This window comes from Aquidulcibacter sp. (assembly GCF_049239865.1).
In the GTDB taxonomy this organism is placed as follows: domain Bacteria; phylum Pseudomonadota; class Alphaproteobacteria; order Caulobacterales; family Aquidulcibacteraceae; genus Aquidulcibacter.
This window is the reverse complement of record NZ_JBMLTR010000077.1, coordinates 22,252-35,444: the sequence shown is the minus strand read 5'-3', so window position 1 is coordinate 35,444 and position 13,193 is coordinate 22,252. Positions and strand designations below refer to the sequence as shown.

Genomic DNA, 13,193 nt, shown 5'->3' with positions numbered 1-13,193 from the left:
CATCGAAAATCTGGCACATCGGCTAGACAGCAGCGCAATTGCGCGCTGATATTTGCCGATGACGTCGCCGATGCGCTTTGGACTTTGTTTGGGCTTGGGCCTGCTTGCGTGCTTAGCGCCGCCCTTAAGTCTGCCTGTACCCGCGACTGCTCAGACCTATGGCTATCAGCCCGCCAATCCGCGCGCGGCACAAGAGCGGCGTGAGCGCGAAGCTGCCCAGAAGGGTAGCGTCATTGTCGCTGAACCCTATGGCCCGTCGGAGAGTTTGCGGCAGGCCCGCGCCATGACCAGCGCGCTGGGGCGCCTGAAGCCAGAGCGTAAGGGGGTGGTCGACGTTTATGTGGTCGCCGTCGGTATGGATAGCGACGGCGTGTTTGGACGTGAGACCGCCGAAGCCGCCCGCGTGCTTGCGAGCCGCTATGACGCCGAAGGTCGTGTCATTGTCATGGCCAATGGCAAGGGCGCAAATGGAACTGCGAGCGATCCCGTCGTGCCAGATGGCAACCCGGATCATCTGGCCCAAGCGCTAGGCCATGTGGCCGAAGTCATGAACAAACAAGAAGACGTGCTCGCGCTGTTCATCACGACGCATGGGCATTGGAATACGGGTTTGAATTACCGCGATGGTGAGCGCGCGGGTGGCAATATCGCACCGGCACGCTTGGCCGCCCTCCTCAATGAAGCCGGCATTAAGAACCGCCTTGTCATCTTGTCAGCCTGCTTTTCTGGCATTTTTGTGCCGGCTTTGCAGAATGAATCCACCATTACCCTGACGGCGGCATCGGCTGAAAAGCCCTCGTTCGGCTGTCGGGCCGAGAATGACTGGACGTTTTTTGGCGACGCTTTGATGAATCAAGCGCTTCGCCAGCCCGTGCCTTTGCCGGATGCCTTTGCACAGGCCCGTTCCTTGATCACGAAATGGGAAGTGGCGTCGAGACTGGATCCATCAAGTCCGCAGATTGACCTTGGCCCGCAAGCCATTGCTTGGATGGACAAGATCGATGCCAAGGTTCCTAAAGTGGCGGGGCAGCCAAAGGGCATGCCCGCCTTTGGGGCTCCACCGCCCCCGCCGGAGAAGGTAAAGCCAGCGCCGTTTCTAACCAAGCCCTAAGCACGCGTCGCAGGACCAATTAACCAGCTGTCGCCTTCTGCCTGAACCGGCACAGGCGTTAAGCCCCGTCCTTGGCCCGGCCCCCCTAAACAAGCGCCCGTCTTGGGATCAAACACGGCCATGTGTGCGGCGCAGATTAGGCCGCCGGTCTCACTGCTGAGAAATCGTCCGTCAAATGTGTCTAAAGGCCAACCCGCATGGGGGCAGCGGTTCTCAAAGGCTGTGACTTCATCCCCGCGCCGGATTACAATTAGTCGTCGCTGGGCACGGCCTTCTGTGACGTCTAGCCCGAGGATTTGGCCGTCTGCCAAGTCTGATTTTCGCAAAGACGCTAACGGCGGATTAAGTGTCTCTGGGCTAAGAGTTTCCCTTGTCGGCACAGGAGCCATCGGGTCCGTGCGAGAGGAAGCGTCATGTTGAACGACATTTTGAGTTTGCCCTTCGTCTATCCGGCCGTCTGGCTCTTGATTTGTGCCTGTCTGTTCGGCTTCCTGCAAAGTATCTTCCCTCTCGATCCAACGCCCCGTCCGATCCGACGCGATATCTGGATGGATATTGGCTATTGGATGCTGGGCCCTGCCGCTTATGCCTCGATCGGCGGGCTTTTGATCAGCGGTGGCTACATCGTCCTCTTTGGCGGTAATATGGACGCGGCAGTTGAATGGAGCAAGACCGGTGCGCCTTGGTTGGCGGATTGGCCATTGTGGCTGCAGGCCCTCGGCGTCTTGATCGTCACAGACATCTCGCTTTATTGGACCCACCGTCTGTTTCACAGCAATAGCCTGTGGCGGTACCACGCGATCCACCACGCGCCGGAAACGCTAGACTGGCTGCATTCGGTACGCTTCCATCCGATTAATCTCATCTTCCACAGCATTTTTGCCAATGCGGTGGCGCTTTGGATGGGTTTCCCGCCTGCCGCTGTTGCCGTGCTGGCACCGTTTAACGTCCTTTACTCAACCATGGTCCACGCCAATTTGAACTGGACTTTCGGACCCTTGCGTCATGTGTTCGCAAGCCCGGTTTTCCACCGCTGGCACCATACGGGCGCAGACGAAGGTGGGTCGAAGAACTTCGCTGCGACCTTCTCTTTCTTGGATCACATGTTTGGCACCTTCTATATGCCAAAGGATGTGAAGCCGATGAATTTGGGCCTGACAGATCGGGACATGCCACCCAATTTACTCGGCCAGTGGCTCTATCCCTTCATGCCGTCTGAACCACAACAGGCAGAGCCCACGCCAGTTAAGCCTACGACCGTCCAATAAGGCGCTGCGCCATCCGGTCGGCGACGACATCTGGCGTTAGACCTTCATCGGCAGCCTCTTCGAAGATTTGCTCAAGCGTCTTCGGGATGCGGTGAATATGCTCGACCACTTTGGTCGCGTCATACGTGCCTGAAACCTCATAGGACACATTGATGATGCCGCCGGCATTGACGACATAATCGGGCCCATAGAGGATCCCGCGCTCTGCAAGCGCTAGGCCGTGACGAGGCTCTGCCAATTGATTGTTAGCCGCGCCGCAGACAATTTTGGTGCGTAGCGCTGGGATGGTCGCATCATTCAGGATGGCACCGAGTGCGCAGGGGGCCAGCACGTCTACATCGGCGAAAAGAACCTCCTCGACGCTGACGACCTGCCCACCCGCTGCAACAGCCGCCGCTTGGGCACGGGCAGGGTCCATATCTGCGATGATGACTTCTGCGCCTTCTTGACCCAATTGTCGGGCAAGGTCCGCGCCAACTGCGCCGGCACCTTGCACCGCCACGCGCACACCGCGCAGATCATCTCGACCCATAAAGCGTCGCACACATGTTTTAATGGAGAGCAGCACGCCGAGCGCCGTCATGGGTGAGGGCTCACCGCCAAAGCCTGCTTTTGGATCGCGGCCAAAGACATGGCTGGTCTCAAGTGCGATCTCTTCCATGTCAGCCAAAGTCATGCCGACATCTTCTGCCGCCAAATAACGCCCCGACAGGCCTTCAATCGCACGGCCTAAAGCCCGCATCAATTGGGGTGTTTTGTCGGTCTTAGGGTTGCCAATCAGCACCGCCTTGCCGCCGCCCAAGCTCAGGCCTGCTAGGGCATTCTTATAGCTCATGCCGCGAGATAGCCGCAGCACATCGGTGAGCGCATCGTCCATATTCGAATAATTGGCCATGCGGACGCCACCGGCTGCAGGACCCAGAAATGTGTTGTGAATGCCGATAATCGCGCGCAGTCCCGTTTGATGATCATGGGCAAAAACAATCTGCTCATGGTGGTCAAACTCGACATGATCGAACACTGCTGACATCGCTTTACGCCTTCTCTGGGTGCGCCGGATTGTGCACGTCTGCCCCCAAACCATGTCGACCAACTCTGGCGAGACACAGATAGAACGGGGCAGGGGCGTGGCGCTGCGCGCGGCTTTCGACTACATCTGAATTTTGGAAGCAACCTTAGTCTGCACTTCCGGCGGTATTTTTGTGAAGGAAGATCAAGATGATCGCAAATCTGATTTTTGATCGCGAAACCCAGCAAGCGCTCGATGCTGTCGTGACTGATCGCGCGATCTGGAAAGCCAGACTTGAGGATTGGTGCAGCATCAACACAGGCTCCCGCAATCTTGAGGGGCTGCAGGCATTTTTAAGAAAGCTCGAAGCAAGCTTTCAGGCCTTGCCTGGCACCTGTGTGCGGCGGCCGCTCCAGCCAGAAGCGATCATCAATGCCCAGGGCCAGGAGGCAGAGCACGCTTTAAGCGATTCCTTGCATGTCATTGTCCGGCCAGAGGCCCCAATCAAATTGGTGCTGACTGGCCATTACGACACTGTCTTCCCAGCGCAATCGAGCTTTCAGACTGTGTGCGAGATTGAGCCCGGCGTCGTCAATGGGCCCGGCGTTGCGGATATGAAGGGCGGCTTGTGGGTGATGTTGGAGGCGTTGAAGGCGTTTGAAACGCTGCCGTGCGCCTCGCAAATTGGCTATGAAGTCCTGCTCAGCCCTGATGAAGAAATCGGCTCGCCGGGCTCTGCCGCTTTGCTGCACGAAATTGGTGCCCGCAGCGATGTTGGTCTGACCTATGAGCCCGCACTTGCCGATGGCTCAATGTCGGGCGCGCGCAAGGGCTCGGGCAATTTCTCCCTGACCGTGCATGGCAAAGCCGCCCATGTCGGGCGCGCCCATCATGAGGGTCGCTCCGCGATCGCCGCAGCAGCTCGCTTTGTAGCCGGCTTGGAAGCGCTGAACGGCAAAGCCCTTGGCGTGACGTTCAATACCGGTCGGGTCGATGGCGGCGGACCGAACAATGTGGTGCCAGACCTTGCAGTGGTCCGCTTTAATGTGCGCGTCCCCGATGCAGAAGCGGCGACTTGGGCGCAAAGTGAAGTGGATGCTCTTATCGGTCAGTATCTGTCCGGGGGCGGGATCCATGCCCATCTGCACGGCGGTTTCAGCCGCCCGCCCAAGCCGCGCACACCCGCGCAAGAGTTGGTGTTCGCCCAAGTTGCTGCCGCTGGCAAAGCGGTGGGGCTAGAGCTTGTCTATAAGGATACGGGTGGCGTGTGCGAAGGCAATAATCTCGCCGCGTCGGGCTGCGCCAATGTTGACACGCTGGGACCGCGCGGTGGATTGATCCATTCTGATCAGGAATTTGCCATTCTTGACAGCTTTCCAGAGCGCATCAGGCTGTCTTTGGCTATTTTGGTAGGCTATGCCACCCAGCAATTGGATGCCAAAGCCCCACGTCGCTTGCTGGCACAGGAATTGGGAACAAATCCATGCTCGTAGTACGCCCCGCGCGGCCAGATGATTTTGACGCCTTTATGGGCTTTGCCCGCCGATCTGGCCCGGGCTTTACCAGCCTGCCGGAAGACGAGGCCCTGTTGGCGAAGCGGCTAGAGAAAAGCCTCGCCACCTTCTCGTCAGATGCCCCAAAACCGGATGGGGATGGCGGAATCTATCTGTTGATGATCGAAAGCGCGAAGGGCGGAAAGCCTTTTGGCTGTGCGGCGGTAAAGACCAATATTGGCCGCGACGTGCCCTTCTTCAATTATCGCATCGTCACCTATGGACAAGCTTCTAAGGCTGCCAACCGCCGCTTTGAGATGCGGGCTTTGACCATGGTCAATGACTATACCGGCTGTACCGAAGTTGGCACCTTGTTCCTCGAGCCAGAGCGGCGCGGAGATGGCGCGGGTAAATTGTTGAGCCTGTCGCGCTTTATGTTGATGGCCAGTTCGCCAACCCGCTTTCACGGCACGGTGGTGAGTGAGCTGCGCGGTGTGGTACATTTGGATGGGCGCTCCCCTTTCTGGGAAGTGGTGGGCCGTCCCTTTTATCGTATGGACTTTGATGAGGCGGATAATTTATCGGCCACCAGCGATAATCAATTCATCATCGATCTGTCGCCCAAGCATGCGATTTATGTCGACCTTCTCCCCGATAGTGCGCGCGGCGCAATTGGCGAAACCCATCCTGATGGCGCTCCGGCGCGGCGTTTGTTAGAGCGCGAAGGACTGCGCTTTGAAGGGGTGATTGATATCTTTGACGGCGGCCCACTTTTGGCCACACGTATCGAAGATACACGCACGGTGCGCGACTCCCTTGCTTTGCCATTCGTGGCCGGTGACGCCCATGGCGAAGAACGGGCGATGTTGTCAAACGACCGGGTGGACGGATTTCGCTGCACCTTGGTGCCAGCCCGGATCACGCCTGACGCGGTCATTGTGGCCCCGCAGGTTTTGGAAGCTTTAGAAATGGAAGACGGCCAGATCGGCCGCGTGCGGAGTTTTGATGTCTAACCAGTCTCACGGTGGTCTGTATCTCAACGGGTCTTGGCAAGCCGGGCTTGGCCCTCATTTCACCTCGATCGATCCCGCTAGCGAAGAAGTGGTGTTTGCCGCCCATGCCGCCACAGGCGCTCAAGTGGAACAAGCCGTGGCAGCAGCCCGTGCCGCTTTCCCGGCTTGGGCCAAGACGTCGCGTGCCGAACGCATCACAATCCTTGAAGCCTACAGCCGCGCGCTGCAAGCAAGAGGCCCTGCCATCGCCGAAGCCATCTCGCGTGATATGGGCAAAGCATTATGGGAATCGACCGCCGAAGTCAGCGCCATGGTTGGCAAGATCGCGATCTCCGTGCGCGCCTATGAGGAGCGGACTGGGGTTAAGAGCGAAGCAGCAGCCTTTGGCCGCACCGCGTTGGACCACCGCCCTTGGGGCGTGATGGCGGTGCTTGGCCCATTCAACTTCCCTGGCCATTTGCCCAATGGCCACATTGTGCCAGCGCTTTTGGCTGGTAATACGGTCGTGTTTAAGCCCTCAGAGCTAGCACCATCAGTTGCGGTCTTGATGGTGGAAGCGTTTGAAGAAGCGGGTCTGCCCGCTGGCGTCCTCAATGTCGTCATGGGCGCGCGCGATACGGGTGCCGCCCTGTTAGCCGCTTCAGGGATCGATGGCGTCTTGTTTACCGGCTCTGCCACCACAGGCACAGCCATCCACCGCATGTTTGGCGGTCGCCCTGAAGTTATTCTCGCCCTTGAAATGGGCGGCAACAACCCGCTGATCATTTGGGATCCGGCTGAGATTGAGGCCGCAGCAGACCTCATCGTCCATTCTGCTTTCATCACCAGCGGTCAACGCTGTTCGTGTGCGCGCCGCTTGATCCTGCCGGAAGGCCGCTTTGGCGATCAGGTGTTGGAAGCCACACAGGCCCGCATCGAGCGTATGGTGTTGGCACCGTGGAATGCCGAGACAGCACCCTTTATGGGGCCGGTTATTCACGCCGGGCAAGCAACACGCGTTGGCCATTTTGAAGCTGAGTTGCAAGCCTTGGGCGGCAAGTCTCTCGTTAAGGCCCAAATTGGGGTTGAAGGCCCAGCCTTTGTGCGTCCGGGCATGATCGATATGACCCACGCCCAAGAGGCTGAGGATGAAGAATTGTTCGCCCCCTTCGCGCAGGTGTTCCGGGTGAAGACGTTTGAACAAGCAATAGAGCGGGCCAACGCCACGCGCTTTGGTCTCTCGTCCGGACTGGTCAGTGATGATGCCGCCTTGTGGGAGCAAGCGACGCTTAATCTGCGTGCGGGTCTGATCAATTGGAACCGACCCACGACTGGCGCGTCTTCCGCTTTACCGTTTGGCGGACCGGGTCTTTCAGGCGACGGCCGCCCCAGTGCCTATTACGCAGCTGACTATTGCGCCTTCCCCGTCGCTAAGCAGGAAGCGGACCGGGCAGAACGTCTCAGCGCTCCCGGCCTTTAACTGAAACGGACAATTATCATGACTTCGCATACTATACTGGCTGCCTGCGCTTGGGCTTTCTTGGCGGTGGCAGGACCTGCCGCAGCCCAGACCGCCTCCGAATCTACCCCGGCCGGATCGGCGGTATCGCTTGTTGAGCGCATTTCGATGGAGGAAGTCAGTCAAGAGATGGCGCGTCGCCTGTCGGCTTTGCCGGGCGTGCGCGGGGTCGAGCGCATGGATGGGCAGGTCAATAGTCTGCGGGTTGTCACCCATTCAGAAGTCAGCGTCCGCCTCGATACGTTACAGGCACGCGTCAATCTAGCGGACGCCAATCCAGAGGCGGAATATAGCCGTTTTGAAAGCAATGTCCGCAACCTTCTCGAGCGGCAGGACCCATTCAAGCTCGAGCAATTGCGCGTCGTGATCCGCACGACCGAGGCGATCAATACGTTTGAAGTGCAAACAGCTGTTCTTGGTCAGCGCAATTCGGTGGTCCGCCGCCCATTTTCTGAAGGCCTCGAAGAGGTTCTCGTGGGCGACACGCCAACGACGATTGCCCTCATGCCAATTGGTCGGCTGAACGATTTACAATTAGGCGCAACCCAAGCGTTTGACCGCGCTCGGGCCAATACGTTGAAAGAATTGACCGGCGTCAAATGGACCGTCAATGACGGCTTGTTGGAAGCCGACCCAGACCAGCCTTATGCAACCAGCCTTTTGGCCCTCGACCAAGTCTGGACCACAATCCAGAAGCAATTGGGTGGCCCTTTAGCAGTTGCTGTGCCCACCCGCGATACCTTGGTAGTCGGACGCGCCGACCGCGCCCGAGACATGACGCGTCTCGCGACCATTGCGGCCACTGGTGCCGACAATTCGGGCAGGCTGTCTGGTCGGGTTTTGGTCCGTCAGGGCGCAATTTGGGTCGCCCGATAGAGCTTTTCACACAATTGGTTTGAAACTTGCTTGTTTCTGCGAGAGACGGCGTGGCCTCCCACATTGGGACGGCCTGCTCGTGTGTGTGGGACGGACGCAAACATGGATCAATCCAAAGGTCGGACAGGCGAGCGGTTTCAGTGGGAAACTGGCAATCTCGCGTTGACGTGGCTTCAATTGCACTTGCGCCCGGGTATGCACACGCTGGAAACAGGCTGCGGTCAGTCCACTTTGGCTTGCTTGCAGGCCGGTTGTATCCATGAAGCCATCACGCCATCTGCCGATGAAATCGCCTCCATCCAGCGGGTCGCCGATCAACGCGGCCTTGATCTGAGTTTGGTGCGCTTTCATCACGGCTTCAGCCAAGACATTCTGCCCCACTTAAAAGGCCATGAAGATTTGGATGTGGCGATCATTGATGGCAGTCACGGCTTTCCGCTGCCCGGCGTCGATTGGCTTTATATGGCCCCGCGCTTGAAGGTAGGCGGCAAAATGTTGATCGACGATGTCGACCTTTGGACTGGCAAAATTCTATTAGATGTTTTGCGGCGTGAACCAGGTTGGCGCGTGAATAAAGTCCTGCACGGGCGGACAGCCATTGTTACCAAGATTGCCCCATTTGTCGCCCGCGACTGGCGGCAACAACCGACTGTGGTCGCGCGCAGTTGGTTGCCACAAGCTTGGCGTAAGTTCATCACAAGCGTTCAAATGCTGGTTGATCCGATGGAAGTGACAGCCGCGAACGACCGAAGCTGATCGAAGCTTTAGGCCTTCGTCACCAGCAAGAGACCATCGCCAATGGCAACCATGACTGCGCGCACGCGAGGATCTTCTTTTGCGTGTGCGGCGAGCTCCCGCAGGGCTACAGTCTCGATGCTCTGATCGCTAGGGTCAGCGACGGCGCCGCTCCACAGCACATTATCAAACAGCATAACCCCGCCTGTGCGCAGAAGCGTCAGGCCCTTTTCGTAATAATCGAGGTATCCGGGCTTATCGGCGTCGACAAACATAAAGTCGATCTTGCCCGCATAGCCTTCATTGGCCAAAGCGGTAAGGCTGTCGCCAGCGGGCGCGATGCGCAGGTCGATCGTGCTTTCAACACCGGCTTGATGCCAATAGGTTTTGGCCAAATCGGTGAATTCCTCAGAGATGTCGAGCGCGAAGAGTTTGCCGCCTGGCCCTGCATTCTGACGCAAGGCAAGGGCGGTCACCAAAGCCGAATAGCCTGTGAAAACACCTACCTCGACAGCTAATCGCGCATCCAACTGACGGATCAGAAAGCTCATAAAGGCACCTTGTTCGGCGCTGATTTGCATCATGGCTTTAGGGTGGCTGGCCGTTTCGGTCCGGCAGGCCGTTAAGGCGGGATGCTCCGCTTGGTTGACCTCGGCCAGATAGTTGATGATCGGGGCGCTTAAGGTGAATGATGACGACATATCTGCTCTTATCGCTTTTCTTTGGCGGCTTGCAAAGCCCAACGGACGCTGAGCAGGGCTAAAATCAGGATTAAAACCAAGGTAAAGATGGGCGAGCCGTAAGAATCGGGGCCTACCCCAGCCCAGAAGCTGTTGTCCTTTTGAAACCGAACGGCATCCCCAATCCAACAGGTCTCTAGCCAAGTCCAGCCAGCGTGGCCAGCAATCGCTGCCCAGATGCCCCCACGACCAAGGGCGAGAAACCCGAGTGCCGCTCCAAAGAGGGCGGAATTGGCGATATGCCAGATCGAGTTGTAGCCTTGAAGGGTCTGCAAGACACAGAAGGTCAAGGCCGCAACGACAATGCCTGCTAATGGGCCAAAAGCTGCATGTCCGCCGCGTTGGGCAATACCTCGAACCACGACTTCTTCGGCCAAGGCATGGATGAGGATAAAGGGTATGGGGATGATGAGGGCGGCCAAGGCAAATGCACGGGCTTCGAATGCGCCCGCCTGCAAGATCACAAGACCTATTAGAGCCAGCCCCGGCAAAGCACATCCGACTAACCAGCCCAAGCAGAGCCCAATAGCAGGCGACCCCCATAAGGGCGGTGTTTGCTCTGGCAGTCGGCTCAGTTGTCGCCAGAGGAAAAGCCCCGCCAAGCCAAGCGCCAAATTGAGTGGCTCTCGGAAGAAGTCTGGGGCACCAGCTTCGGTGATCCAGAACGATAAAAGGTGCGAAAATTCGCCCGCGCTAAAGGCTACGACCACCGCCACACCCGTTGCCAGCAACACCAAAAGCGTGCGCTTGATCATGCTGGATTTCTGAGGAGAGGCGGGGTCAGTCATCGCTTCTCTCTAAGGCGCGCCTTCACCTAAAGGCAAGCAGATGATCAGGATCGGGAACAGGCCACCAAGGGTGCCAAGAGTTGCTCGCTCAACCAAGAGACGACAGGCACGGCAACGCCGTCGCCGGCAACCTTCAGACCTGCTAAGGTTCCCTTTGGCAACTGATAGCTATCGGGTACACCCATCAGCCGCATGGCCTCGCGCGGGTTTATGGGGCGTATTTTAAGGTTTCCACCCTCTACCACCAGCCAGAATTGGCGAGACGAGCCACCCGCTGGGGTGCGCAAGCAGCCGACTTTTCCGTCAAAGCGGATTTCGGCCCGCTGCTGCTTTAGACCATCTTCCCGACGGATCCTGCGATACATGGTGCCGATATGGCGGCCAGGCGTTCCTAAAAGCGCATCCAAGCGTCCACGATGCTTATCGCTTAATTGCTGCTGGAAGATGGTGAGCTTGTCTGCTTCCCACCAACTCGTGTCAGTCGGGTCGAGAATATCGGGTAAACTGACTGATGGCTTGGGAGGTGACGGCACAAACCACTTCAATGCATTTGGCAGAGCCGCTTGGGCTTTCAAAATGGCTGGTGTTTGGAAGACGCAGGGCCGGTCATGATGGGACAGGAGCGCGGTCGGGATTTCTAGGTTCTGGCGAACGGCAATGATGAAAATTCGGGATCGTGATTGTGGCAGGAACCAAGCTGCGTCCATCTCAAGGCATCCCGCGACATAGCCGAGACCGCTCAAAGAACTGAAAATGGCGACCAAGTCTCGCCCGCCGTGCGAGCTCAACAAGCCTTTAACATTCTCTAGCACCACCACTTCGGGCGGATCACCGCGATCGCGCAATTCGGCTAGTCGCGCCATAAAGGCAAAGAGCGTCCCCGATCGGCCGCCCGTCAATCCGGCCCGATCCCCCGCGAGTGACAGGTCCTGACACGGAAAGCTGGCCCAGGCCAAGGCGGGGCGCGGCGGGAGATCATCAACCTGAATATTGGCCACATCGCCTTCAACCAGACCGTCAGCCCCGAAATTATCCCGCCAAGCCTTACACTTCATCGCATCCAAATCATTTGCCCAAGCCACGTCAAATCGCGCACTTAGGCCAAGCCGAGCGAGCCCACCCCCGGCGAAGAATTCAAGCGCAATGGGCTGATCGTGAGGGGGCAAGGACGGCTCTTTCCATGAAGGCTTTGCCCGATCTCAACATGATTTGATCTCAATTTCTGCTTCCTGCCCCAGCGTCACTGCGAAATTAGGGCTTTCCATCCCCGACACAGACGCTAAGAGACCTTTAGAAAGCCGGATGAACCGGTGTGACAGGAAGTAAAGGGAGCCGCCACTATGCGTGAAGCCGTAATCGTATCCACCGCCCGTACAGGCCTTGCCAAATCTTTGCGCGGCGGGTTCAACATGACCCATGGTGCTGCCATGACCGGTCACGCCATTAAGCACGCGATTGCCAAGGCTGGCATTGAGCCTGGCCTGGTAGAAGACGTCTATATCGGTGCGGGCCAACCTGAAGGCGCAACGGGTGGCAACGTCGCACGCAATGCCGCCATCTGGGCCGGCTGCCCCGTCACCACTTCGGGCACCACTGTTAACCGCTTCTGCTCGTCGGGCCTGCAGACCATTGCGATGGCCGCCAACTACATCACCCAGAGCGGCGCCGATTGCGCCATCGGCGGCGGCGTTGAGTCGATCTCGCTGGTGCAAATGGGTGGTTCGATGAATTTGTCGCACTATCAAGAAGAGCATCTGCTCAACATCAAGCCAGCCTTGTGGATGCCGATGATTGAAACCGCCGACATCGTGGCGCAGCGCTATAATGTCAGCCGCGAGTATCAAGACGAATATGCGCTGCGCAGCCAACAGCGCATCGCAGCTGCGCAAGCGGCTGGCCTGTTCAAAGACGAAATCGTCCCGATGGCTACCAAGATGAAAGTCGTGGACAAGGCAACCGGCGAAACCACGATCAAAGACGTGATCGTCGACCGCGACGAATGCAATCGTGCAGACACCACTTTGGAAGGCTTGGCTTCCTTGAAGCCAGTCCGCGGCCCAGACAAATTCGTCACCGCCGGCAACGCCTCGCAATTGTCAGACGGCGCGGCAGCTGTCGTGCTGATGGAAGCTAAGGCTGCGCAATCGCGCGGCGTAGAAGCGCTTGGCCGCTTTGCTGGCTTTGCGGTTGCAGGCTGCGAGCCCGACGAAATGGGCATTGGCCCTGTCTTCGCCGTGCCCCGTTTGCTGGAGCGTCATGGCTTGAAAGTGGACGATATCGACCTGTGGGAGTTGAATGAAGCTTTCGCCAGCCAGTGCCTCTATTCGCGCGACCGTTTGGGCATCGACCCTGAAAAGTACAATGTGAACGGTGGCTCGATCGCCATTGGCCACCCATTCGGCATGACGGGCACACGCTGCACCGGCCACATCCTGTTGGAAGGCCGTCGTCGCAAGGCAGCTGGCCAGAATGTGAAGTGGGGCGTTGTCACCATGTGTATCGGTGGCGGCATGGGCGCTGCAGGCTTGTTCGAAATCTACTAAAGCTTCGCCCCGGTTCAACGGGCAAGTTCGGGCGGCGGTACGGTTTAGACTGTGCCGCCGTTTTCATGTCCGCTTAAGCGATGTCGGCTAATTCTACCCCAAGAAAGAAGGTGTAGTTA

13 protein-coding genes are annotated in these 13,193 nt (G+C 58.0%); 8 read left to right on the top strand and 5 right to left on the bottom strand.

Going from position 1 to position 13,193, the window contains the following annotated elements; genetic code table 11:
* Positions 1 to 70 precede the first annotated feature (70 nt).
* Positions 71 to 1,111, top strand: coding sequence for a C13 family peptidase (locus tag ACOVRA_RS05450; protein ID WP_421719418.1), 1,041 nt, complete (start codon positions 71 to 73; stop codon positions 1,109 to 1,111).
* On the opposite strand, the gene ACOVRA_RS05445 is transcribed toward ACOVRA_RS05450, so the two are convergent.
* Entirely contained in the window at positions 1,108 to 1,437 is a 330-nt protein-coding gene (locus tag ACOVRA_RS05445; RefSeq protein WP_421719417.1) for a Rieske (2Fe-2S) protein, read from the bottom strand. The two genes, ACOVRA_RS05450 and ACOVRA_RS05445, sit on opposite strands and share 4 nt — an antisense overlap.
* Positions 1,438 to 1,524: 87 nt before the next feature.
* On the opposite strand from ACOVRA_RS05445, the gene ACOVRA_RS05440 reads away from it, so the two are divergent.
* A complete protein-coding gene (locus ACOVRA_RS05440; protein ID WP_421719416.1) occupies positions 1,525 to 2,379 on the top strand; it encodes a sterol desaturase family protein in 855 nt (284 codons plus the stop codon).
* On the opposite strand, the gene ACOVRA_RS05435 is transcribed toward ACOVRA_RS05440, so the two are convergent.
* Positions 2,363 to 3,409 carry a Leu/Phe/Val dehydrogenase gene (locus tag ACOVRA_RS05435; RefSeq protein ID WP_421719415.1) on the bottom strand — a complete coding sequence of 349 codons (1,047 nt, stop codon included), beginning with the start codon at positions 3,407 to 3,409 and terminating at the stop codon, positions 2,363 to 2,365. The genes ACOVRA_RS05440 and ACOVRA_RS05435 overlap by 17 nt on opposite strands.
* Before the next feature lie 188 nt (positions 3,410 to 3,597).
* Between ACOVRA_RS05435 and ACOVRA_RS05430 the strand changes: the two genes are divergently transcribed.
* The 5 genes from ACOVRA_RS05430 to ACOVRA_RS05410 all read left to right on the top strand — a co-directional run bounded on the left by ACOVRA_RS05430 (position 3,598) and on the right by ACOVRA_RS05410 (position 9,024).
* On the top strand, positions 3,598 to 4,881 hold the full coding sequence (locus ACOVRA_RS05430; RefSeq protein ID WP_421719414.1) for a hydrolase: 1,284 nt from the start codon (positions 3,598 to 3,600) through the stop codon (positions 4,879 to 4,881).
* A complete protein-coding gene (locus ACOVRA_RS05425; RefSeq protein WP_421719413.1) occupies positions 4,872 to 5,894 on the top strand; it encodes an arginine N-succinyltransferase in 1,023 nt (340 codons plus the stop codon). Before ACOVRA_RS05430 ends, ACOVRA_RS05425 begins: the two co-directional genes overlap by 10 nt.
* Positions 5,887 to 7,353 (top strand): succinylglutamate-semialdehyde dehydrogenase, encoded by a 1,467-nt coding sequence (astD, locus tag ACOVRA_RS05420; protein WP_421719412.1) that lies wholly within the window; start codon positions 5,887 to 5,889, stop codon positions 7,351 to 7,353. Before ACOVRA_RS05425 ends, astD begins: the two co-directional genes overlap by 8 nt.
* A gap of 18 nt (positions 7,354 to 7,371) precedes the next feature.
* Positions 7,372 to 8,268 carry a hypothetical protein gene (locus tag ACOVRA_RS05415; RefSeq protein ID WP_421719411.1) on the top strand — a complete coding sequence of 299 codons (897 nt, stop codon included), beginning with the start codon at positions 7,372 to 7,374 and terminating at the stop codon, positions 8,266 to 8,268.
* A 102-nt stretch (positions 8,269 to 8,370) separates the two neighbouring features.
* Positions 8,371 to 9,024 carry a class I SAM-dependent methyltransferase gene (locus tag ACOVRA_RS05410; RefSeq protein ID WP_290802657.1) on the top strand — a complete coding sequence of 218 codons (654 nt, stop codon included), beginning with the start codon at positions 8,371 to 8,373 and terminating at the stop codon, positions 9,022 to 9,024.
* A gap of 8 nt (positions 9,025 to 9,032) precedes the next feature.
* Here the strand turns inward: ACOVRA_RS05410 and ACOVRA_RS05405 are convergent, their stop codons facing one another.
* The 3 genes from ACOVRA_RS05405 to ACOVRA_RS05395 are packed head-to-tail and all read right to left on the bottom strand — an operon-like array spanning position 9,033 to position 11,697.
* Positions 9,033 to 9,704 carry a class I SAM-dependent methyltransferase gene (locus tag ACOVRA_RS05405; protein WP_421719410.1) on the bottom strand — a complete coding sequence of 224 codons (672 nt, stop codon included), beginning with the start codon at positions 9,702 to 9,704 and terminating at the stop codon, positions 9,033 to 9,035.
* Positions 9,705 to 9,712: 8 nt separating this feature from the next.
* Positions 9,713 to 10,531 carry a CPBP family intramembrane glutamic endopeptidase gene (locus ACOVRA_RS05400; RefSeq protein ID WP_421719409.1) on the bottom strand — a complete coding sequence of 273 codons (819 nt, stop codon included), beginning with the start codon at positions 10,529 to 10,531 and terminating at the stop codon, positions 9,713 to 9,715.
* A 44-nt stretch (positions 10,532 to 10,575) separates the two neighbouring features.
* Positions 10,576 to 11,697 carry a DNA cytosine methyltransferase gene (locus ACOVRA_RS05395; protein WP_421719408.1) on the bottom strand — a complete coding sequence of 374 codons (1,122 nt, stop codon included), beginning with the start codon at positions 11,695 to 11,697 and terminating at the stop codon, positions 10,576 to 10,578.
* A gap of 174 nt (positions 11,698 to 11,871) precedes the next feature.
* Between ACOVRA_RS05395 and ACOVRA_RS05390 the strand changes: the two genes are divergently transcribed.
* Positions 11,872 to 13,074 (top strand): acetyl-CoA C-acyltransferase, encoded by a 1,203-nt coding sequence (locus ACOVRA_RS05390; RefSeq protein ID WP_421719407.1) that lies wholly within the window; start codon positions 11,872 to 11,874, stop codon positions 13,072 to 13,074.
* The last annotated feature ends 119 nt before the right edge of the window (positions 13,075 to 13,193 follow it).